Source organism: Mesorhizobium sp. BR1-1-15 (assembly GCF_020165475.1).
Taxonomy (GTDB): Bacteria; Pseudomonadota; Alphaproteobacteria; order Rhizobiales; family Rhizobiaceae; genus Mesorhizobium.
Genome location: NZ_JAIUIF010000008.1, coordinates 103636 through 125705 on the forward strand (window position 1 = coordinate 103636; position 22070 = coordinate 125705).

At 62.0% G+C, this 22070-nt stretch carries 24 protein-coding genes and 1 tRNA gene; 7 read left to right on the top strand and 18 right to left on the bottom strand.

Translation table 11 applies throughout. The annotated features are described in order from the left end of the window. Positions 1-86 precede the first annotated feature (86 nt). The 3 genes from LB541_RS15905 to tig all read right to left on the bottom strand — a co-directional run bounded on the left by LB541_RS15905 (position 87) and on the right by tig (position 2817). Entirely contained in the window at positions 87-467 is a 381-nt protein-coding gene (locus LB541_RS15905; RefSeq protein WP_140495787.1) for a c-type cytochrome, read from the bottom strand. A 192-nt stretch (positions 468-659) separates the two neighbouring features. Further along, positions 660-1178 carry a hypothetical protein gene (locus LB541_RS15910; RefSeq protein WP_224618914.1) on the bottom strand — a complete coding sequence of 173 codons (519 nt, stop codon included), beginning with the start codon at positions 1176-1178 and terminating at the stop codon, positions 660-662. 163 nt (positions 1179-1341) lie between these two features. Beyond that, positions 1342-2817: a trigger factor gene (tig, locus tag LB541_RS15915; protein ID WP_140495785.1), complete on the bottom strand. Its 1476-nt coding sequence runs from the start codon at positions 2815-2817 to the stop codon at positions 1342-1344. 475 nt (positions 2818-3292) lie between these two features. Between tig and LB541_RS15920 the strand changes: the two genes are divergently transcribed. Then, positions 3293-3377: transfer RNA gene (locus tag LB541_RS15920), tRNA-Leu, on the top strand. A gap of 63 nt (positions 3378-3440) precedes the next feature. Here the strand turns inward: LB541_RS15920 and LB541_RS15925 are convergent. From LB541_RS15925 to LB541_RS15935, 3 genes are all read right to left on the bottom strand, one after another. Further along, the gene (locus LB541_RS15925) at positions 3441-3659 is read right to left on the bottom strand and encodes a hypothetical protein (protein WP_140495784.1); all 219 of its coding nucleotides are present in this window, start codon (positions 3657-3659) and stop codon (positions 3441-3443) included. A 194-nt stretch (positions 3660-3853) separates the two neighbouring features. Continuing rightward, positions 3854-4438 carry a GDYXXLXY domain-containing protein gene (locus tag LB541_RS15930; protein ID WP_224618915.1) on the bottom strand — a complete coding sequence of 195 codons (585 nt, stop codon included), beginning with the start codon at positions 4436-4438 and terminating at the stop codon, positions 3854-3856. Continuing rightward, positions 4435-5553 (bottom strand): DUF2157 domain-containing protein, encoded by a 1119-nt coding sequence (locus tag LB541_RS15935; protein ID WP_224618924.1) that lies wholly within the window; start codon positions 5551-5553, stop codon positions 4435-4437. The genes LB541_RS15930 and LB541_RS15935 overlap by 4 nt, the downstream gene beginning before the upstream one ends. 235 nt (positions 5554-5788) lie before the next feature. Here LB541_RS15935 and LB541_RS15940 point away from each other — a divergent pair, with 235 nt between their 5' ends. From LB541_RS15940 to LB541_RS15960, 5 genes are all read left to right on the top strand, one after another. Continuing rightward, positions 5789-5929, top strand: coding sequence for a DUF1127 domain-containing protein (locus LB541_RS15940; protein ID WP_013531315.1), 141 nt, complete (start codon positions 5789-5791; stop codon positions 5927-5929). 48 nt (positions 5930-5977) lie between these two features. Next, complete coding sequence (locus LB541_RS15945; RefSeq protein ID WP_140633601.1) at positions 5978-6118, top strand: DUF1127 domain-containing protein; 141 nt, start codon at positions 5978-5980, stop codon at positions 6116-6118. Positions 6119-6687: 569 nt separating this feature from the next. Next, positions 6688-8097 carry a methylenetetrahydrofolate--tRNA-(uracil(54)-C(5))-methyltransferase (FADH(2)-oxidizing) TrmFO gene (gene trmFO, locus LB541_RS15950; protein WP_224618935.1) on the top strand — a complete coding sequence of 470 codons (1410 nt, stop codon included), beginning with the start codon at positions 6688-6690 and terminating at the stop codon, positions 8095-8097. A gap of 64 nt (positions 8098-8161) precedes the next feature. Further along, positions 8162-8452: a type II toxin-antitoxin system ParD family antitoxin gene (locus LB541_RS15955; protein WP_224618936.1), complete on the top strand. Its 291-nt coding sequence runs from the start codon at positions 8162-8164 to the stop codon at positions 8450-8452. Between the two features lie 113 nt (positions 8453-8565). Next, a complete protein-coding gene (locus LB541_RS15960; RefSeq protein ID WP_140825245.1) occupies positions 8566-8766 on the top strand; it encodes a type II toxin-antitoxin system RelE/ParE family toxin in 201 nt (66 codons plus the stop codon). A 17-nt stretch (positions 8767-8783) separates the two neighbouring features. On the opposite strand, the gene LB541_RS15965 is transcribed toward LB541_RS15960, so the two are convergent. The 7 genes from LB541_RS15965 to yajC form a co-directional block, all read right to left on the bottom strand. After that, positions 8784-9734, bottom strand: a complete 951-nt coding sequence (locus tag LB541_RS15965; protein WP_224618939.1) for a sterol desaturase family protein — start codon at positions 9732-9734, stop codon at positions 8784-8786. Further along, a complete protein-coding gene (locus tag LB541_RS15970) occupies positions 9734-10168 on the bottom strand; it encodes a type II secretion system protein (protein ID WP_224618941.1) in 435 nt (144 codons plus the stop codon). The genes LB541_RS15965 and LB541_RS15970 overlap by 1 nt, the downstream gene beginning before the upstream one ends. 81 nt (positions 10169-10249) lie before the next feature. Beyond that, a complete protein-coding gene (locus LB541_RS15975) occupies positions 10250-11065 on the bottom strand; it encodes a phytoene/squalene synthase family protein (protein WP_140561537.1) in 816 nt (271 codons plus the stop codon). A 25-nt stretch (positions 11066-11090) separates the two neighbouring features. After that, positions 11091-11480 carry an Mth938-like domain-containing protein gene (locus tag LB541_RS15980; RefSeq protein WP_140495776.1) on the bottom strand — a complete coding sequence of 130 codons (390 nt, stop codon included), beginning with the start codon at positions 11478-11480 and terminating at the stop codon, positions 11091-11093. Between the two features lie 29 nt (positions 11481-11509). Continuing rightward, positions 11510-14062: a protein translocase subunit SecDF gene (gene secDF / locus LB541_RS15985; protein ID WP_140495775.1), complete on the bottom strand. Its 2553-nt coding sequence runs from the start codon at positions 14060-14062 to the stop codon at positions 11510-11512. A gap of 89 nt (positions 14063-14151) precedes the next feature. After that, positions 14152-15198 (bottom strand): SecDF P1 head subdomain-containing protein, encoded by a 1047-nt coding sequence (locus LB541_RS15990; protein WP_224618943.1) that lies wholly within the window; start codon positions 15196-15198, stop codon positions 14152-14154. Between the two features lie 76 nt (positions 15199-15274). Next, on the bottom strand, positions 15275-15613 hold the full coding sequence (yajC, locus tag LB541_RS15995; RefSeq protein WP_140495773.1) for a preprotein translocase subunit YajC: 339 nt from the start codon (positions 15611-15613) through the stop codon (positions 15275-15277). 287 nt (positions 15614-15900) lie between these two features. Here yajC and LB541_RS16000 point away from each other — a divergent pair, with 287 nt between their 5' ends. Further along, positions 15901-16776, top strand: coding sequence for an ATP-binding protein (locus LB541_RS16000; RefSeq protein ID WP_224618945.1), 876 nt, complete (start codon positions 15901-15903; stop codon positions 16774-16776). 84 nt (positions 16777-16860) lie between these two features. On the opposite strand, the gene LB541_RS16005 is transcribed toward LB541_RS16000, so the two are convergent. The 5 genes from LB541_RS16005 to serS form a co-directional block, all read right to left on the bottom strand. Further along, the gene (locus LB541_RS16005; protein ID WP_140521031.1) at positions 16861-17166 is read right to left on the bottom strand and encodes a hypothetical protein; all 306 of its coding nucleotides are present in this window, start codon (positions 17164-17166) and stop codon (positions 16861-16863) included. A 436-nt stretch (positions 17167-17602) separates the two neighbouring features. Then, complete coding sequence (locus LB541_RS16010; RefSeq protein WP_224618948.1) at positions 17603-19132, bottom strand: LysM peptidoglycan-binding domain-containing M23 family metallopeptidase; 1530 nt, start codon at positions 19130-19132, stop codon at positions 17603-17605. Between the two features lie 177 nt (positions 19133-19309). Further along, a complete protein-coding gene (locus tag LB541_RS16015; protein WP_140495769.1) occupies positions 19310-19963 on the bottom strand; it encodes a protein-L-isoaspartate(D-aspartate) O-methyltransferase in 654 nt (217 codons plus the stop codon). Next, a complete protein-coding gene (surE, locus tag LB541_RS16020) occupies positions 19960-20718 on the bottom strand; it encodes a 5'/3'-nucleotidase SurE (protein WP_140495768.1) in 759 nt (252 codons plus the stop codon). The genes LB541_RS16015 and surE overlap by 4 nt, the downstream gene beginning before the upstream one ends. Continuing rightward, complete coding sequence (gene serS / locus LB541_RS16025) at positions 20718-22022, bottom strand: serine--tRNA ligase (RefSeq protein ID WP_140495767.1); 1305 nt, start codon at positions 22020-22022, stop codon at positions 20718-20720. Before serS ends, surE begins: the two co-directional genes overlap by 1 nt. Between the last annotated feature and the right edge of the window lie 48 nt (positions 22023-22070).

Genomic DNA, 22070 nt, shown 5'->3' on the forward strand with positions numbered 1-22070 from the left:
GAAACCCGGTTTTTGCTTACGCGGCCCCTTCGGGTTCGGACGAGATCACGGCGAACGAGAGGATAGACGCATGGCGGAGGAGAAAGTCACTTGGAGAACGTTTTCAAATAGGCGATGACGTTGGTCACGTCTGCATCGTTCTTGAGGCCGGGAAACGCCATCTTGGTGCCTTTGACCATAGCCTTGGGATCGTGAAGATAGGTCATCAGTGTTGGTTCGTCCCATTTGACGCCGGATTTGCCGGCCGCAATCATGGCGTCGGAATATTTGAAACCGGGATGCGTACCGGCAGTGCGGCCGATGACGCCGTGCAGCGATGGACCGATCTTGTTCTTGTCCTCGTCCGCAATGTGGCAGGCCTTGCATTTGGTGAAGACCTTCTCGCCAGCCGCAGTATCCTGAGCCTGCGATGGATTGGCGACGAAGGTTGCAACAAACACGACGGCGAAAAATGCGGCTAAGCGCATGACCTTTTCCTCCCTGATCGTCAAATGCGCCTGAGACGATCTGGTATAAGCCAGCATCGCCAGCGAAGCGCCTTGTACGGCAGAACAGATTGTCCACTTCTCCCATATGAAATTGCGGCCTCTATATACCACGGAATCTGGCCGGCAGGTAGAAGAGGTCGACCTACAAAGGTTTAGGTTGTCCGCAGCGGATCAAGGCATAGCAGCGTTGCAGCTGCCGGCGAGCTGGCTGACCGCTTCATCAAATCCGGTCAGGTCGAAATCGGCGTGGCCCCGCCCCGACAGCAGCCCGAAGCGCCACGAAAGCTGGAGCCGGTTCGCGGCGGCAAGGCGCTTTATCCCGTCGGCGCCATCGCGCACCAGCATGCGGCCGCGCGGGCCGACCAACCAGCTCTCGTCGAACTTGTTGTCGTCGTCGACGGTGATCGACATGGTGATCTTGCGATTGGCCGAGACGGTGTCGTTCAATTGCAACCATTCGGTCCAGCGCGGTTGGCTGTCCGGGCGGCAGGCGATGGTCAGGATCGGGCTATAGCTCAGGGCGCCACCGCCGGTGATCAGCTTGTTGGTGGCATGGACCGAAGCCGTGACAAGGCCGTCATCGTCCGTGCCGATGCGCCAGGTGCCGGCATCGGCCTGGGCGAAATCGCAGGCAAGGGCCAGGACGATCGCCAAGGCCACGACGCGTCGCGTTTCGAAGAATAGGCTCAACCGCCCCTCCAACAACCCTGTGGTTTGCAGCAGGAGCGCAGATAGTGATCAATGCTTGGTATCGACAATGGTCACCGTCCGCGAAACGGATTGGCTGTTGCAGTTTCGCAACGAAAAAGGCCGCCTCGAGGGGCGGCCTTCGTCAGTTCCATCAACTCGGGATTTACTCGGCGTCCTTGGCGGCCTTTTTCTTCGGCGCTGCCTTCTTCTTCGGCTCTTCCGCGTCGTCGCTCTTCTTGTCTTCAGTCTTCTTCGACGCGGCCTTCTTCGCCGGCTTTGCCTTGGTCGCCGTCTCGGCTTCCTCGTCGTCGGCCATCAGCTCTTCCTTGCTGACCTTGACGTCGGTGACCGAGATCTGCCCGAGCAGGTGATCGACCACCTTCTCCTCGAACATTGGCGCGCGCAGCGCGTTCAGCGCCTCGGGATTGTTGCGGTAGAACTCGAAGGCTTCCTGCTGCTGGTTGGCCGGGAAGCGACGAACCTGCTCGAACAGGCCGCGCTGCAATTCCTCGTCCGACACGGTGACCCCGGCCTTCTCGCCGATCTCGGCCAGCACGAGGCCAAGGCGCACGCGGCGCTCGGCGAGCCGCATATATTCGGCGCGCGCTTCTTCCTCGGTCGTCTCTTCATCGGCGAAGGTGCGGCCGGCCGCTTCCAGATCGCGGTTGACCTGCGCCCAGATGTTGTTGAACTCGGCCTCGACAAGCCTCGAAGGCGCCTCGAACGAATAGGCCGCGTCAAGCTGGTCGAGCAGTTGGCGCTTGACCTTCTGGCGCGTCATCGAGCCGAACTGGCTCTCGATCTGGCCACGCACCACATCGCGCAGGCGCTCCAGCGATTCCAGGCCGAGGTTCTTGGCGGTCTCATCGTTGATTTCGAGTTCACCCGGCTTGGACACTTCTTTGACCGTGACGTCGAAAGTCGCTTCCTTGCCGGCCAGATGCGCCGCCTGGTAGTTTTCCGGGAAGGTCACGGTGACCTGCTTTTCATCGCCGGCTTTGGCGCCGATGAGCTGATCCTCGAAGCCCGGAATGAATTCCTTGGAGCCAAGCACCAGCGGCTGATCCGTGCCGGCGCCGCCGGCAAAGGCCTCGCCGTCGATCTTGCCGACATAGTCGATCGTGACGCGGTCGCCTTCGGCCGCCTTGCCGGTCTTCGGCTCGTAGCTGCGCGCCGATTCAGCGACGCGCTTGACCTGCTCGTCAATCTCCGCGTCAGGGACGTCGAACACCTGGCGCGTCACCTTGATGTCGGAAAAATCCTTGATCTCGATGGGCGGGATGATCTCGTAGTTAAGGCGGAATTCGAAGTCGGCGCCGCCGGCCAGGATCTTCTCGGCTTCCTTCTCGTCCTCGGTCATGATGACTTCGGGCTGCATGGCGGCTTTTTCGCCGCGGCCCGAAATGATCGACCGGGTCGAATCGTTGAGGATCTCGTTGACCACTTCGGCCATGAACGACTTGCCATAGACCTTGCGCAGGTGCTGCACCGGCACCTTGCCGGGACGGAAGCCGTTGATGCGAACCTTGTTCCTGGCGTCCGTCAGCCGCGCCATCAGCTTGGCTTCCATGTCACCAGCCGGCACGGTGATCTTGATCTCGCGCTTGAGACCGGAATTGAGTGTTTCGGTGACCTGCATCGTAAAACCTTTGTTTTCACCAATGAGGCTGCCAAACGGCTCTCTGCCGTTCACAGCCTGCCGGTATAATCTTGCCGGGAATGGCTTTTGGTACGGAACCTGGCGATTTGACCTGAAATACGGCTCAAACTCTTCCAAACTGCGTTCCAAAATGTGAATAAGTCTTTGTTTTTCCTACTTCTTATCACATTTTGCAGAAGCGGATCGTCGCGTCCCGTCACATTCGACACGCCTTTTGTCACAGGCGAGGCCAATTTTCAACCATCTTCGCGTTTAGGCGAATAACCATCATTTCGGCCCTGACATTGACAGAATGATGGCTAATGGGATCGCCAGACCGTGCGGGCGTGACGGAATTGCCAGACCCTCAGGTCGCGGCTGGCGGCTGCCGCGATATTCAAAGGACGATGCGGTATTCCACCTCACTCCCAAGACCTCGACAAGGCCGCCGAGGCTCTGCTACAGCCCGCCCGAGGCGCGTGTGGTGGAACTGGTAGACACAGCAGGTTTAGGTCCTGCCGCCGCAAGGCTTGGGGGTTCGAGTCCCTTCACGCGCACCACTGCCGGCATGGCATCGGATAGTCCACTAGCGCACAGGCGCTGGCAGGAAATCAGGACACTGCCTAGGCGAGCTTCTTGATACGTCCCTTGTCGAGGCGGAAGATGCCATCGTTACCGCCTTGGCGCTGGAAATCATCCTGCAATTCGTCCCATGTGCCAAGATACTGACCGCAGTCGTCGCACCGGATGCCCGTCGAAGGTTCGGCATCGGCAGGAATCCGCAGCCTTATCGTGCCGCAAAAAGGACACTCCAACTGGTGATCCAAGTACCCGGTCGCCATGGGCTTTCCATCTTTCTGAATGCCACCGCCAGCGTCGAGAATATACCTACCACGCAACACAATCCAGTGGCGAGACGCTAGCGCCGTAAAGGACACCCCTGAGGTCGATTAGACGTAAGCTTCCAAGGCTTGAGCCTTCGAGGCCGCACCGCCCTCCCCGTTCAAGCTATGGATGGCAGCCCACCCTGCACACCTTAATATAGAGGCTCCTGAAACAGCGTCTTGTCGCCGTCCACCAGCGCCTTGATCTGGGCGGTGCCGTCGCTGGCCAGTGCAAGACGGATCCCGAACGGGCGTACCCGCATGTCGTTCTGAATTGCCATCCCCTCGCCTTCCGGCAGGTAGAACCGTTCGATGCCGTAATCCGGCGCGATCGTCAGTCCCTCGCCGCGAAGATCCCAGCCTCCGGCAACATGACCGCGAATATCGGCCTCGTCGGCACCGGTCGGTGTCGGCGCCGCGCCGAACCACGCGGCGCTCGGCGTCCAGTAGCCGTCGGCGTTCTTCTTCAGACGGACGACGATCGAGGTGTCGTCGCTGGAAAGTTTTTCGGCCGGGATGTTGGCGATCATCTTCACCGGTATGCGCGAGATGTCGTAGCCGAGAATTATATAGTCGCCGCGCAGCAGGTCGCGCGGATCGACAGGCTCGATCTTCAGCAGCACTTCCTTGCCGCTGCGCAGGATCGCCGCCCGGCCGGCGATGATCCAACCCAGGAAGCCGATCTGGACGAGCGCCAGCACCAGCGCCGAGATGACAAGCCTCTTCCCGGACATCATGCCGTGGCTCCTCCGGTGGCCGGATCCTTCATGCGTTTCTCCACGCGGATGATGACGATCGCCAGGATGCCAAGCAGCACCGCCGCGGCAAGGAAGAAGCCGGCGGTGTCGAGCATCGACTGCAAGGTCACGACATAGATCATGGCGAGTTCGAAGGCGAAGCCGAGATAGGCAAGCCAGCGCAGGCCACGGCTCTCGCGCCCCGCGAGCACAATGGCGGCGACAATGCCGGCCAGCGCGACGACCGAAGCAATGGCGAAGCCTCTGTCGTAGCTGCTTTCGCCGGCCAGTTCGAACTGGATGATGGCCAGTCCGGTGAGGAAGCCAAGCAGAGCATGCAGCGGCAAGCGGCCGCCAAGCTGCACGATCCGGTCTACCGGTTCCGGCGCGAAGAGGGAAGCCACGAACAACAATACCGATATGATGACCAGCGGGATCGCCACAGGCAGCGTCTCGTGATCCACGGCGACCAGCACAAGATAGAAGAGCAGCGACAGGATGATCAGGTGCCGCGCCGCCCGGCTGCGGGTCCAGAACGAGACGGCAAACAGCGCAGCCGCCATGACGAGGAAGAGATGCGGAAATTCGCTGCGATTGAAATAGTCGAACCCTTTCAGGAACAGCCAGGCGTCGGCGATGCCGACCGCGGCGACGGTCAGCGGGTTGGACCGCAGCGCCACCGCCGCCAATGCGGTGCCGGCGCCCCAGGTGATCAAGGCCGAGGCCTCGTCGCCCGACAGATGGTACATCTGGCCGATCAGCGCGATCGAACCGCCGAAAGCCGCCGCCGCCACGATCCACAACGCCTCGCCGATCGCCGCGTGGTCGCGGGTTTTCAGCACTGCACCGCCGACATAGCCGCCAAGGATGACGGCAAAGAGCGCGGCAACGCGCGCCAGCCGCGGGATGGCTTCCCAGTTGGCGGCGACGAAGATCAGGATGGCCGCGCCGAACAGCAGCGCCGCCATCATCGCCAGGATCGAACCGAAGCTCAACGACTGGCGCGCGTTGATCTCGACGTCGCGCCGCAATGCATCGGCCGTCGGGGCGTCGATCAGTCCGGCCTCAAGCCATCGCGCAATGTCCGACCTGACCCGTGTCGCGTAGCCCGCCATGCTTCCCCCTGCTGCTTGGTCGGTTTTTCAGCTGGAGCTGCCAAACCGTTGACGTCACGGCACTTTCTGATTCTGGCTTCTTTGTGTCAGGTCCGCGAAGGCTTGTTAATGTTGCATTGCACAATTTGCATTGCTGCCATGCAGCCATAGCGCTTTTAAATCGATATGGGCCCGCCTATTTATGGTTTGTACACGAACGGAATGATCCGCAAGAAAAGACGAAACGAGAAGTACCATGAACCTGATCCGCAACTACCGCAACTGGCGCCGCTACCGGGACACCGTTTCCGAGCTGAGCCGCCTGAGCAACCGTGAACTGACCGACCTCGGCATCAGCCGCAGCGACATTCCTTACGTCGCTCGCAAGGCGGTCTAATCCTTCGGACCGCGAATGGTCCGAACCAGTTTTGAGAAGAGCATGACAATGAACCTGATCCGCAACTATCGTAACTGGCGCGTTTATCGCGAGACGGTTACCGAGCTGGGTCGCCTTTCCAACCGCCAGCTGCATGATCTCGGCATCGTCCGCGACGAAATCAAGACCATCGCCCGCCAGGCGATCTAACAACGGAATTTCGCCAGGGTCGACCTCCTCCCCGATCCTGACGAATACGGTCACCCCTTACCTCCTCCCAAGGGTTGACCACCAAAACGGCGCCCGCCGCACCTCCTCCCGCGGCGGGCGTTGTTTCCCGGAGCAAAACGAGTTTTGCTCCAGAGGCTTCGCCCCTCTTCAAAATGGCGAAAAGAATTTCGTCAAAGCCGACCTCCTCCCCGGCGATGACGGATAGGCCCGACCTTCACCTCCTCCCGAAGGTTGGCCACCCAAACGGCGCCCGCCGCACCTCCTCCCGCGGCGGGCGTTGTTTTCCCGGAGCAAAACGAATTTTGCTCCAGAGGCTTCGCCCCTTTTCAACGGCGAAAGGAATTTCGTCAAAGCCGACCTCCTCCCCGGCGATGACGAATACGGTCGGCCTTCACCTCCTCCCGAGGGTCGACCCCCAAAACGACACCCGCCGGACCTCCTCCCCCGGCGGGTGTTGTTGTTTTCAGGGCAGCCTTCGCCTTCGCCGCCGCGGCATGTTCCAGGTGCGGCAATTGCAATCGTCCCGCCAAGGGATTATTCCGGCGCTCATGAGCAAAAAACCTATTCACATCATCGGCGGTGGCCTCGCCGGATCCGAAGCAGCATGGCAGGCAGCCCAAGCCGGCGTTCCCGTTGTGCTGCACGAAATGCGGCCCGTTCGCGGCACAGAGGCGCACAAGACCGACGGCTTGGCCGAACTCGTTTGCTCCAATTCTTTCCGCTCCGACGACGCCGAGAACAACGCCGTCGGTCTTTTGCATGCCGAAATGCGGCTGGCCGGCTCGCTGATCATGAGCGCCGGCGACGCCAACCAGGTGCCGGCCGGCGGGGCGCTGGCCGTGGACCGCGACGGATTTTCCGACGCGGTGACGGCCAGGATCGAGGCACATCCGCTGATCTCCATCCAGCGCGAGGAGGTACCCGGCTTGCCGCCGGTCGAATGGGATCAGGCCATCATCGCCACCGGCCCGCTGACCGCGCCCTCGCTCGCACAGTCGATTGCCGAAGCGACGGGCGCCGATGCGCTCGCCTTCTTCGATGCGATCGCACCGATCATCCCTTTCGACACGATCGACATGGACACCTGCTGGTTCCAGTCGCGCTACGACAAGGTCGGGCCCGGCGGCACCGGCAAGGACTACATCAACTGCCCCATGGACAAGGACCAGTATCTTGCCTTCGTGCAGGCACTGGTGGACGGCCAGAAAACAGAATTCAAGCAATGGGAAGGCACGCCCTATTTCGACGGCTGCCTGCCGATCGAGATCATGGCCGAGCGTGGCGTCGAGACGCTGCGCTACGGGCCGATGAAGCCGATGGGCCTGACCAATGCGCACAATCCAACCGTCAAGGCCTACGCCGTCGTGCAACTGCGGCAGGACAATGCGCTGGGCACACTCTACAACATGGTCGGCTTTCAGACCAAATTGAAGCACGCCGAGCAGGTGCGCATTTTCCGCACGATTCCTGGTCTGGAGAACGCCGAATTCGCCCGCCTCGGCGGCCTGCATCGCAACACCTACATCAACTCGCCGACCTTGCTCGACGCCTCGCTGCAGCTGAAGTCGCGCCCGGGCCTGCGTTTCGCCGGCCAGATCACCGGTTGCGAAGGCTATGTTGAAAGCGCCGCCATCGGCCTGCTCGCCGGCCGCTTCGCCGCTGCCGAGCGGCTCGGCCACGCGCCGTCGCTGCCGCCACTCACCACGGCGTTCGGAGCGCTGCTCAACCACATCACCGGCGGACACATTGTTTCAGACGACGAGCCGGGAAAGCGCTCTTTCCAGCCGATGAACGTCAATTTCGGCCTGTTCCCGCCTGTCGAGGCGGTGAAGATCGAAGGCAAGCGCCTGCGCGGCAAGGACAAGACGGTCGCCAAAAGGCACGCGATCACGTCGCGTGCGCTGGGTGATTGCCGGCGATGGCTGGGACTGCCGGCGCAAGCTCAAGCGGCGGAATAGCCTTACTGATTGGCCTTGCCGCGGAAGTAGGATACTATCCCACTCGCCTAGTGGGAGTCATTGCATGGAAACAGCCGAGAAACTGTCCGTCACCGTCACGCCCGCCATGGCGCGCATGATCCGTGAAAAAGTCGAGGACGGTTCCTTCGGCTCGGCAAGCGAAGTCATTCGCGCCGCGCTCCGCGCTTTCCAGCGCGAAGAGGAAGAGCATGCCGAGCGCATGGCGTCGATCAGGGCGCGGGTAAAATCTTCGATTGAGGACACAAGGCCGAACCTTTCCGGAAAAGAGGTTCGCGAGCAGCTTAAGAAATTCGCTGAACAACATTCGAGCCGCATTGATGATTCGGCGGCTTGAGGTCGAGTATCGCGAAAGTGCCAAAGACGATCTTACCAACATTTCAGATACGTAGTTGAGTCGGCCGGAAGCCCCAACGCGGCGCTGAGATTCGTGCTCCGAATTGAAGACCGTTGCCAAACATCGGCAACGCACCTCGTAGCGGTCGCCTGCGCGACGACATCGTGCCGGGACTGCGAACCGTTCCGTTCGAGCACTCCGCCGTCATAGCCTATCTGATCGAGAGCGACATCATTCGCATCGTCAACATCTTCTACAGTGGCCGCGACTACGAGACATTGATGCGAGATGGCGGATCGAGCGGCCTTTCCTAGAAAGGGCTACGAAATAGCTACTCGGCCGGCTCGGCACGCGCCGGTCGCAGCCCGGGCTTCCCGGCCTCACCCGGATTTCGCCTGACATAGGCTGCTTTCAGGCTCTCGGAAGTTTCGCGCGAGCCGTCATGGCTCCAGCCGGGCGGCTTGATCAGGTAGTTCAGGCGGTCGCTCAGGGTCAGATCAGGTGCGAAGGCATCCCTGAACATGCCGATCCATTCGTGGAAAGCCACTTTCAGCGGATTGAAGGTGCCAAGATTTTTCACGATGCCGTAGCGCGGGCGGTCCTCTTCCAACTCCTCGACGAAGGTGCCGAACATGCGGTCCCAGATGATCAACGTGCCGGCGTAGTTGGCGTCAAGGTAGCGCGGATTGGTGGCGTGGTGGACGCGGTGGTGCGAGGGCGTGTTGAAGACGAATTCGAACCAGCCCCACATCTTGCCGATCGTCTCGGTGTGGATCCAGAACTGCCAGATAAGGTTGAAGCCGAAGGTGAAGGCAATCACCGCCGGATGGAAGCCGAGCAGCACCAGCGGCGCCTGCAGCACGAACATGAAGGTGAACAGGCCCGTCCAGCTCTGCCTGAGTGCCGTCGACAGATTGTAGTGCTGGCTGGAATGGTGGTTGACGTGCTCGGCCCACACCCAGCGCACCCGATGCGCGATGCGGTGGTAGATGTAGTAGCGCAAATCATCGAGCAGGAAGGCCGCCAGGAACAGCCAGATCGACAGGCCGAGGTTGAAGAAACGGAACTGCCAGAGCCACAGCAGCGCCCAATAGGAGACGACGCCGAGCAGCAGCCCGGCGACGACATTGCCGGTGCCCATCATCAGGCTGGTCAGCGTGTCGTGCGTCTCGAACGAGCCCTTGGCCCGGCCGGTGCGCACCAGCCACAGCTCGATCAGGATGGCGGCAACGAAGAACGGGATGGCGAGCTGGGTAACCTGCGGGAAATTGTAATCGCCCATCACGCGGCCTCCTTGGTCGAACTAGGATGCTGCGGCTGAAGAACTCTTAGCACAGCGTGCGCGTCGGCAGCGTTAGCGAAGGTGAAGTGACCGCCTTTCCAGGTGAAATCGGCAAGGCGCAGCGCAATCGTCCCGGCACCATCGTCACTCCGCGCCAATACATCGCGCTGCGTGACGATACGCGTCAGGAAACGATCTCCGATGGCATGGACGATGCCAAGGCGCCCTCGCCCGAGTTCCAGGAACGCGGTTCGGCCATCGGATGTGAGGTGGATGGCGGCCGCCGGTTCATCCGGAAAATCCTCGGCAAAACGCTCTCGCGCCTGCTCTGCATCGGCCAGCCTGGCCTTGCGGCTGCCGCCGGTGAAATGAACGGCGGCGACCGACAACGCGATGCCGAATACGACGATCACGACCAGCACGGGCAGGCTCATGGACAGGCATCTCCTCCAGCCGGCCTGTTGTCTTGGCAACAGTTCCGGTTGAGCGATCCCTTATCACAATTGACGTTTACGTCAAACTGCTGGCCAGCCCACCATGGCGCGACGCAGCATGAGCCAGTGGCGGCGCATGGTCGAGAGTCGCACCGTGCCGTCGAGCGGCGGACCGCGTTCCATTTTCGTCAGGTAGGCTCGTGACAGGACCAGTGGCAGAAAGGCCGGGCGCAGCGAAGCCGGCAAATCCGATGCGCCTTTCTCGAAGGCCGAGAGATGCTCCCGCGCCAGCGCGATCATGGCGGCGACGGCGCGCTGCGCACCTGGTCCACCATCGTCTGTGACGAATTCCTCCGGAGACGAACCCGCCGCAGCCAGGATATCTGCCGGAACAAAACACTGTCCGCGACTGCGGTGCAGCGGCAGCAGGAGCAACAGTCCCGTAATCGCCTGCGCGCAACCGGCCCTACCGGCCAGTTCGGCGAAACGTGGCGCCACTCCTGGATCCAGCACCATTGCCGCCAGTTGAATAAGCGCGGCTGCCGTTTCGCCGCAATAGCCTTCGAGATCGGTTCGCGACGGCATCGGGTCGTCGTAGAGGTCGAATATCCGGGCCTCGAGCATATTCTCGAATGCCTGTTTCGGCAGGCCGTACCTGGAAATCGTCGCTTTCAGCGCATCCGCGATCGGATGGCCCGTCTCGGACCCTTCGGCTGCGATAACATCGCGCCACCATTGCAACCGCACCTCGCCCGGCAAGGCCTCGCGGATGCGATCCCGAATGCCCGCGATTTCGGCATTGAAGGCGTAGAGCGAAAACAGCGCTTCGCGCTTGTCCGTCGGCGCGTAGAGCGCGCTGAGATAGCGGTCATGGTCGGCGGCGCGCACGGCGCCCATGACGATTTCGCCCTTTTGGTCCACGTCAGTCGACGGCGATCAGCGCGGCGGCTACCGCGCGATCCTCTGCGAGCAGGACATTATATGTCCGCACCGCTGCACCGGTCGCCATCGGGTCGGCGGCTATGCCCGCGGTCTTCAAGGCGGCGCGAAGCCCCGCCGGCAAGGGTCGTAAATCCTTGCCCGTGCCGACCAGCAGGATTTCGATCTTCTCGGCCTGGGCCAGCAGCCGTTCGAAATCCGCCACCGTCAGCGCAGATGGGTCCGCCGGCTCCCAGCCATGGATACCCGACGGCAGGCACAGAAGCGAACCGCGATGCGACATGTCGGCGAAGCGGAAGCCGCCATTGCCATATGCCTCGATAGGGGCGCGGCCGGGGAAATGCGCCTCGCGGATGACGATACCTTTGGCCATCCCTGCCGATCCGCCCTTCGGGTCGCGCGTCAGGTCGCGACCGCCTTGCCGCCGCCGACCGGCTTTTCCTCGTCCGAACTCGTGGCCTGCGGCCGCAGCTTGAATAGGATCAGCAGCGGCGCGGCGATGAAGATCGACGAATAGGTGCCGAAGATGACGCCGAACAGCATTGCCATCGTGAACGAGCGGATCACCTCGCCGCCGAACAGCACCAGTGCCAGGAGCGCCAGGATCGTCGTCACCGAGGTCAGCGTCGTTCGCGACAGCGTCTCGTTGATGGCGTTGTTGAGGAGCTGCGGCAGCGGCATCTTCTTGTATTTCCTGAGATCCTCGCGAACGCGGTCATAGACCACGATCGTGTCGTTCAGCGAGTAGCCGATGATGGTCAGGATCGCCGCCAGCGACGATTGGTTGAACTCCAGCCCGGTGATGACAAAGAAGCCTATGGTCATGACCACGTCATGGACCGTCGCCACGATGGCGCCGACCGCGAACTGCCATTCGAAGCGGAACCAGACATAGATCAGGATACCCACCAGCGCGACCAGCATGGCGATCGTGCCTTGCTTGGCCAGTTCTCCTGACACGGTCGGTCCCACCACCTCGACGCGGCGGAAATCGTAATTGTCCTGCAACTCGCCACGAACCTTGTCGATGACGGTCTGCTCGGCATTCTCGCCGCCGTCCTGCGTGCCGACACGGATCAGCACGTCATTCGGCTCGCCGAACTGCTGCACCTGCACTTCGCCGATATTCAGTTCCGAGAGCCTGGCTCTGATGTCGGCAAGATCGGCATTGCCGCTCTTGGACTTCACCTCGATCAGCGATCCGCCCTTGAAATCGATGCCGTAATTGATGTCGACGGTCATGAACAGCACCACCGACAGGACCGACAGCAGGCTCGACAGCGCGAAGGTCCAGCGGCGGATGCCCATGAACGGGATCTTCGTGCCGGGCGGAATGAAGGTTACCGGCGCCCGCGGCAATTCCTTCGGGCGCGCGCGGCGCAGCCAGATGGACACCAGCAGCCGGGTAAAGGTGAAGGCGGTGAACACCGTGGTCAGGATGCCGATGGCGTAGGTGATGGCAAAGCCCTTCACCGGCCCCGTTCCGAGATAGAACAGCACCACGGTCGCGATCAGCGAGGTGACGTTGGAATCGACGATCGTCGCCAGCGCCTTCGAGAAGCCGGTGTCGATCGCCTGGATCACCGAGCGTCCGGCGCGCCGCTCCTCGCGGATGCGCTCATAAATCAGCACGTTGGAATCGACGGCCATGCCGATGGTCAGCACGATACCGGCAATGCCTGGCAAGGTCAGTGTCGCGCCAAGCAGCGATAGCAGTCCGACGATCATCGCCACGTGCACCGCCAGCGCGATGTTGGCGAGGAAGCCGAGGAAGCCGTAGGCGACGAACATGAAGGCGACGACGAGGATAGAGCCGATGATGCCGGCGACCTTGCCGGCATGGATCGAATCCTGGCCGAGGCCCGGCCCCACCGTGCGCTCCTCGATCACGGTCAGCTTTGCCGGCAGCGCGCCTGCGCGCAGCAGGACCGCGAGGTCATTGGCGCTCTCGGCCGTGAAATTGCCTGAGATCTGGCCGCTGCCGCCCAGGATCGGCTCACGGATCTGCGGCGCCGAAATCACCTGGTTGTCGAGGATGATGGCGAACAGCTTGCCGACATTCTGCGATGTCGCCTGCCCGAACCGTGTCGCGCCGCGCGAGTTGAAGGTGAAGGAAACCACCGGCTCGTTGGTCTGCGAGTTGTAGGTTGCGGTCGCTTTGGAGAGGTCTTCGCCGGAAACGATGACGCGGTTTTCGATCAGGTAGGGAACCGGCGGATCGTCCTGCGAATAGAGGATCGATGAACCGGCCGGCGGACGGCCCTTCAGCGCATCCTGCACCGGCATAGACTGGTCCACCATCTGGAAGGTCAGCTTGGCGGTCTGGCCGATGATTTCCTTCAGCCTTTGCGGGTCCTGCAAACCGGGCACCTGCACCAGGATACGGTCGTCGCCCTGCCGCTGCACGATCGGTTCGGTGGTGCCGAGTTCGTTGACGCGGCGTTCCACGACTTCGATCGACTGTGCCAACGCAGCCGACGTGCGATATTTTATGCCGGCGTCGGTGACGGTGAATTTGAGCAGGCCGGGCTCGGAATCATCCAGCGCCATCTCCTGGACGGACCCGCCGGTGAACAGGCTTGCGGCGACCGGATCGGTCAGCGGCTTCAGTGCCGTCTTGGCCGCATCGAGCTGGTTCGGGTCCTGTATGCGGACCTGTACGGTCCTGCCCGTGCCCGCCAGGCCGGTATAGCCGATCTTGGCCTCGCGCAGCAGCGTCCTGATCTCGTCACGCGTCGTCTCCAGCTGCGCCTTGACCAGATCGTTCTGATCCATCTGGAGCAGGATGTGCGAGCCGCCCTGCAGGTCGAGGCCGAGCGTCATCTGCCGCTTGGGCACCCAGCTCGGAAGCTGCGCCAGCGTGCTTGCGGGAATGAGATTGGGCGCGGCGAGGACCACTGTGGCGGCCACGGCCAGCCAGATCAGGATCATCTTGAAGCGCGAGAAATAAAGCATCAGTTCTTATCCGTTCAGGCGTACAAGCGGCAGCATTCCGCCATCGGTTCGGTTCGCGGGCCCGTTTCTCATTCTGAGCACGGCCGGCCCTATCGTGCTTCTTCAGCGATTGTCAATCTTGCCGGCAATGGGCCGGTTCGCAACAGCATGGCGACGGTGTTGGCTTCCCGGACCGTGAAATTGCCCGAGACTTGACCGTAACCACCATCGATGGGCTCGCGAATGACAGGTGCTGAAATCACGTGGTCATCCAGGATCACAGCCAATGGCTTGCCCACATTTTGCGTTGTAACCTGTTTGAACCGTGCCGCGCCTTTGGCGTCAAACCGGATTATGACAACCGGCTGGTCATTTTGCTGCCCACTGTAAGTTGGGCGGGCGTCGAGCACGTCCTTATCTGAGAGGATGACCCGATTCTCGACCAGGTAAGGAACCGGCGGATCGTCCTGCGTATACACCACCAGCGAGCCAACAGGCGGGGAACCGCTGATCGCATCGTTCACCGGCATCGAAAGGTCAACCAAATGGAAGCTCAGGCGACCAGGCCGGGTGAGAATTTTTTCCAGCGTTTGCCGATCGGCGATGTCTGACGTCTGAACAAGTATGCCGTCTTGGTCCGCTGGTTGGGCCACCGTGCCGGCGACACGCAGATCTTGGAGACGATTTTTGATGACCTTAATCGACTGAGAAATCGCGTTAGAGGTCTGATACTTCAAACCCGCATCCGTCAGCGTGAATTTGAGCAAGCCGGCTTTGCCGGAATCCAGCGTCATTTCCTGAACGCGGCTGTCCGGGGCAACATCAGTTACCGTCTTGAGCGCTGTCTTTGCCGCCTCAAGCTGAGCCGGATTCGTGATGCGCACCTGCAAGGTCCTGCCCGACACAGCAAGCCCCGTGTAGCCGATCCTGGCCTCCATCAGAAGCGCCCGGACATCGCCACGCGCAATCTTCAGCCGGCCGTCGATCACATCAGCCACCACCAGATGGAGCAGGAGATGCGAACCGTCTTGGCCTGCTCGAACGACTGCCGGACTATCGGCAGGCCGTTCGGGCCGCATGGCATGCGGACTGGCGGCGAAAAGGTTGGACGTGTCGAAGACGGTCATCGTGGCTACGGCAAGCCACGTCAGCATCATCTTCAGGCGCCAAAAATGAGACATATGCCGTCGCTTGTCAGGGCCCCGTCCGCGGATCGCTCCGCCTGGAATTTGGTTATTTCTTGGCGTTCTGGTTCGCTACCGGCTCGCCCTTGACGCGCACGTCGGCGATCGTCGAGCGCAACGCCGTCACCTTCGTGCCGCCACCGAGGTCGATCTCGAGCTCATGGTCGTCGATCACCTTGGTCACCTTGCCGACGAAGCCGCCGCCGGTGACGACCGTGTCGCCGCGGCGCACGGCCGCCAGCATCTCGCCGCGCTTCTTCAGCTGCGTGCGCTGCGGCCGGATGATGAGAAAATACATGATCACGAAGATCAGGACGAACGGCAAAATGCTGATGAACATGTCGGGAGAAGCCCCAATGCCTTGGGCATATGCCGGTGTCACGAACATCGAGGTACTCCTGAATTTTGAAAACAGCCGCCAAACGGTTCAGTGGATTTGGCAGCCCCGCGAAATTTGGCCGGAATATAGTCGGTAAAGTTGCCAATGCAACTGCGTGGCCGGGCAAATCGGCTGCTTTTCCGGCCTGTTCGCCCGTGTTAGAGCATGACCGCGAAAAGCGCGAGCGGGTTTTCGCAAAAGATCGCGCTGTAACAAACGGTTGCAGCGAGTTTCGAAACCGTCGGGATCGAACCCGGCCACACCTTCCCTCGCGGAACCAGAGCAAAAGACCTGAGATGGCCGATACCAGCATCGACGCATTGAACCAGAAACTCGACCGCCTGATCGAGGCGGTCAGCCGCCTCGCCCCGCCGCCTGTGCCCGAAACCGACCTTGGCGGAGCCGATTGCTTCGTCTGGCAGGCGGATCCGGGTTACCTGGAGCCGGTGCGCAAGGTGAACCGCGTCGACATCGGCCTGATCCGCGGCGTCGACCGTGTGCGCGACATCCTCGTCGACAACACAGAACGCTTCGCCTCCGGCTATGCCGCCAACAACGTGCTTTTGTGGGGCGCGCGCGGCATGGGCAAATCGTCGCTGGTCAAGGCGGTGCATGCCGCAATCAACGCCTCGCCGAAACTCGACCGCCCGCTCAAGCTGATAGAGATCCATCGGGAGGACATCGATACGCTGCCGAAGCTGATGACGCTGCTGAAGGCCGCGCCTTACCGCTTCATCCTGTTTTGCGACGACCTCTCCTTCGACCATGACGATACCTCCTACAAATCGTTGAAGGCAGCACTCGAAGGCGGCGTCGAAGGCCGCCCGGCCAATGTCATTTTCTACGCCACGTCGAACCGCCGCCATCTTCTGCCGCGCGACATGATCGACAATGAGCGCTCCACCGCCATCAATCCGTCCGAGGCGGTCGAGGAGAAGGTTTCGCTCTCCGATCGCTTCGGCTTGTGGCTCGGCTTCCACAAATGTTCGCAGGACGAATATCTCGAAATGGTCAACGGCTACGCCAGCCATCATGGGCTCGACATCGACCCCGGGCAGTTGCGCGCCGAGGCGCTGGAATGGGCGACGACACGCGGCAGCCGCTCGGGCCGCGTCGCCTGGCAGTTCACGCAGGACCTCGCAGGCCGGCTCGGCAAGCCGTTGAAGGATTAGGCGCGGCTCACCGAGTGACGGCAGGAGCCGGCCACAAAAGTTTCGTGGCCGACCCGTCCGGGGACGCCGGTTTCTATATCGTGTTCATTCCCGCACAGGCTTTATGCTTCCCAGAACCATGGGAATATCGGTTTGTATCCCGAGTGTATCGGTCGCCCAGGCCTGCATTTCTGGTGAAGCATCACCTGATTTCAGGATGGAAATGGCCAGCTCGGACATGTCTGTGGGCGGCTTGGTATTGATCACCGCATAGGAGAAATAGCCGGCCAAAGCGGCACTTGCGATCGAAATGACCGGCGCAACGATTAAAGCAGTTGCTCGTACATGCGATTGCCAGCGATGCGTTGGGCTGGCGGACGGAAGTTCATCCTCTTCGACAGATTCAATCATTCCACTCTCCTTGCAGAGCGTCGAGAATGACTTTCCTCTACATTAGTTAAAATGCAGATAAACCATTTTCGATAACGCGAGTCGCAATACGGCTCTTGCGCCGATCCCCGCCAAGGGAGCGACTGCGGCACCGGAGACGTGGTGCGCACGACGGTTCCGGGCGCTGCTCAGGCGCCCGCCAATGGCAAACGTCTAGACTCCCAAAAGCTATTTGGCGTGATGTGTCCCCGCGCCATTAGCGCGGTTGAGGGCTGCTCTTTGGTTCAGCATGTCACTCAAAATTTGATCCTGGTTAGACATGCATGAAAACAACGACGTGCATCCAGCAACCAACTGAAAAAGCCCGCTCCTTGCGGGGCGGGCTGAGCCGGCGGGCCGGACTGGAGGTCAGGCGGCCCGCAAATCGCTTTTTTTATTCTATTCGAAATAGCCCCGACTATTCGAGATAGCCGGAGGGATCGACCGGGGCCGAGTTCTTGCGCACTTCGAAATGCAGCTTCGGCGAGTCCGTCGTGCCGCTCATGCCCGACAGCGCGATCTCCTGGCCGCGCTTGACCTTCTGGCCGCGCTGGACCTCGATCGAGCTGGCGTGACCGTAGACGGTGACCAGGCCATTCTCGTGCCGCACCAGCACCGTATTGCCGAATTCCTTGAGGCCGTCGCCGGCATAGATGACGACGCCATTCTCGGCCGCCTTGACCGGCGTGCCTGCCGGCACGGCGATGTCGACGCCGTCCTTGCCGGAACCGAAGCCGGAAATGACGCGGCCGCGCACCGGCCAGCGCATCTTGCCTATGCCGGTGGCGTCCGGCGCCACAGCGTCGTCATCCTCGGCCTGCTGGATGACCTTGGCGTCTTTCTTCGGCGGCGTGTAGGAAGCCAGCGTTTGCGACGGCGTCGTCTTGGCCGTCGGCTGCGTCGTGGCTGTCGTCACCGGGTCTACCGCCGCAGGCTTTGCGGCGGCCACCGTGGCCGTTCCGCCGGCCGGCACCTTCAGCGTCTGGCCGATCTTCAGCAAGCCGTCCTGCATGCCGTTCGCCTGCTTGATGGCGACAACCCCGACGCCAGTCTTCCTGGCGATCGAGGAAAGCGTATCGCCCGACTGCACCGTATAGGTACCGGCGCCGGCCTTGGGCGCGGCGGCGGCCGTTTGCGGCACGGGCTTGCTGTCTTTGGGCTTGTTCGCCGCGGCCGAAGCATCGACCTGCGCGGCCGGCTTGCCCTCCTTGAGCTTCGGCTGCTGCGGCAGCACGGCGACCTTTTCCGGCGCGGTGGCCGGCAAGTCGCGCTTGCCGTTGGCTGGCTTGGCGTCGGCAACCCTGGGCTCGGCCTTGCTGGAATAGGCGTAGGCGGGAATGATGATCTTCTGGCCGGTCTTCAGCCCCTTGGTCGCGCTCAGCCCGTTGACCTTCATGATCACGTCGGCCGGCACCTTGTAGTGCTGCGCCAGCCCGGAGATCGTTTCACCGTCCCTGACGACGATTTCGGTGGCATGCGCCGTGCCGGCTGCCTTGGCGTCGGGCTGGGCATCCTTGAAGGGCTTGGCCGCGGGAGCAACCGTGCCGGTCGCCGTCCGGTCGACATGCGGTGCCGGGCGCACCAGAGCGGGCGCCGATGCAACACGCACCGGATTGGCGGCGGGTGCCAGCGCGGGAGCGGGCTGCGCCTGGGCGACCGGTGGCGGCAGCGGCCGCGTCGACACCGGTTCGAGGCTGGAGCGGCTGACCGACTGCGTGTGGCTGCCATCGACCGGCGCGGCCGCGACATCCCCCGGATAGGGCTGCTGCACGGCATCCTGCTTGTTGATGATGGCGCGCTGATTGTTTGTCGAGGAGGTGAAGACGTCGTCGACGCCGTTGAACCGCGACACTTGCGAGCTGCACCCAGCCGCGGCACCCGCGATCATGAGAACAGCGCAGCCCCGCGCCAAATTGCGACTGTTTGCCTTCAAAACACTGAGTTGCATCGCACTAACCCGCACAAACTCTGCACCAACTGGACAGGATTAAAGCGCGTTAATGTTACTGGTCGGTTAACCCCTTAGAATCAGACGCAAAATTTCTTAAAATATTTGAGGCCGCCCAGACTGCCCATATAGAGGCATGCGCAGCCGCCGTTGCAGGCCGGCTGACATGGACAATCCCTAGATAACGGCCGCCAGGCTGCGCAACACCGGCTGCAGGCGCACGAGGCCGATATCCTCGCGCTCGAAACGGCTGCCGACCTTGGTGAGCTTGGCCAGCACCTGCTCGCCCTCCTCCGGTCCGATCGGCGCGATCACGATGCCGCCGCTCGACAACTGGTCGAGCAGGAAACGCGGCAGGCTGTCGAAGGCGGCCCAGGCGACGATCCGGTCGAACGGGCCTTCTGCGGCCAAACCGGAGGAACCATCCACCTGGCGCGCGATGACGTTGCCGATGCCGAGCGCCTCGAAGCGCTGCCGCGCCTGTTCGACCAGCGTCTTGTAGCGGTCGATGGTGACAACCCGGCCTGACAGGCGCGACATTACCGCTGCCGTATAACCGGAGCCGGTACCGATCTCGAGCACGCGATTCCCGACTTCGATGGCGAGTGCGGCGATCACCGCCGCCTGCATGTCCGCGCCCTCGATCGCTTCGCCGCATTCGATCGGCAGCATGCGGTCCGACCAGGCGATGGAATGGAATTGGGCGGCCAGGAAGCCGCGCCGCGGTGTCGCCTCGAAGGCCGCGATCAGCGCCTTCGGCACGGTCCCCCTGCCGCGCAGGCGCAGCAGGAAGGCGGCAAATCCTTCTCGGTCATCGATCGGCAGGTTCATGCAAGGGCCTTGCTCAGCTGGTCACGAATCTCATGCGCTGTGAGGTCGAGCTGCAACGGCGTCACCGACACCAGGCGATTGCGCAGCGCAAAAAGGTCGGTGCCCTGCTTGCCCTCGACGGGTTCGCGGCCGAAGCGCAGCCAGTAGTACGGCAGCCCGCGCCCGTCGCGGCGTTCCTCGACCCACAGGCTGTGTACGAGCTTGCCCTGCGAGGTGACCACCGTGCCGGCGACCTCTTCAGGCAGGCAGTTCGGAAAATTGACGTTGAGCAGCACGCCGTCCGGCAGCGGCGTCGCGACGAGTTTCTTGAGCAGCGCCGGCGCCAGCGCCTCGGTGGTCTCGTAGGGAACGACGCGGTCCTCGCCGATAGTGCTGTAGCCCTGGCTGAGCGCGATCGAGCGTATGCCGAGCAACGCGCCCTCCATCGCGCCGGCGACGGTTCCCGAATAGGTGACGTCGTCAGCGATGTTGGCGCCGGAATTGATGCCCGACAGGATCAGGTCGGGCGCGCCGGGCAGAATCTTCTTCACGCCCATGATGACGCAGTCGGTCGGCGTGCCGCGCACGGCAAAGTGCTTCTCGCCGATTTTCCTCAGCCGCAGCGGCTCCGAGATCGAGAGCGAGTGCGCATAGCCGGACTGGTCCTGCTCCGGCGCCACCACCCAGACATCGTCGGACAATGTGCGCGCGACGCGCTCGAGCGACGCCAGGCCCTCGGCATGAATGCCGTCGTCATTGGTCAGGAGAATACGCATTATTTCGATTCGATCTTTTCCAGCCCGCCCATATAAGGCCGCAGCACTTCAGGAATGGTTACGCTGCCATCCTCGTTCTGGTAGTTTTCGATGACGGCGATAAGTGCGCGCCCGACAGCCGTGCCTGAGCCGTTCAGCGTATGGACGAAGCGGTTGCCCTTGCCGTCTTTGTCCTTGTAGCGGGCTTCCATGCGCCTGGCCTGGAAATCGCCGCAGACAGAGCAGGACGAGATTTCGCGATAGGCGTTCTGGCCGGGCAGCCACACCTCGATGTCATAGGTTTTTCGCGCGCCAAAACCCATGTCCCCGGTGCACAGCACCATGGTGCGGAACGGCAATTCGAGCCGCTTCAGCACTTCCTCGGCACACTCGGTCATCCGCTCATGCTCGGCGAGCGAGGACTCCTGATCGGTGATCGACACCAGCTCGACCTTGTAGAACTGGTGCTGGCGCAGCATGCCGCGCGTGTCGCGCCCTGCCGAGCCGGCCTCCGAGCGGAAGCACGGCGTCAGCGCGGTGTAGCGCAGCGGCAGTTTCTCATGGGCGGTGATCTCCTCGCGCACGAGGTTGGTGAGCGGCACTTCGGCGGTGGGGATCAGGCCAAGCCTGCCATCTCCATGCGGCGTGAAGAACAGATCCTCCTCGAACTTCGGCAGCTGGTTGGTGCCGAAAAGAACATCGTCCTTGACCATCAGCGGCGGGATGACTTCCTCATAGCCATGCTCGGTCGTGTGCAGGTCGAGCATGAACTGGCCGATCGCGCGTTCCATCCGCGCCAGCCCGCTCTTCAGCACGGTGAAGCGCGAGCCCGACAGCTTTGCCGCACGCTCGAAATCCATCATGCCGAGCGCTTCGCCGATCTCGAAATGCTCCTTCACCCAGTTCGGGCGGGTCGGCACCTTGCCGACGATATGCTTGACCACGTTGTCGTGCTCGTCCTTGCCGACCGGCACATCGTCGAGCGGCACATTGGGCAGCACCGCCAGCGCGTCGTTCAGCGCCTTGTCGAGCTCGCGCTCGCGCGCCTCGCCGTTCTGGATGAAGGTTTTTATCTCACCGACTTCGGCTTTCAGTTTTTCGGCAAGGGCGGCATCGCCCGAACGCATGGCATTGCCGATCTCTTTCGAGGCGGCGTTGCGGCGTTCCTGCTTGGTCTGCAGCTCGGTAACATGTTCGCGCCGCGCCTCGTCCCTGGCGATCAGGTCATCGACGGTGGACTGCGCTTCCTCGACCGACCACGAGCGCTTGACCAGCGCCTCGACAAGGGCCTTCGGGTTGTCGCGAATCCATTTGATGTCAAGCATGGTCTGAAAGCTCCTGCGGTAGCTTGCCGCCAAAGCGCGCGGCGGTTT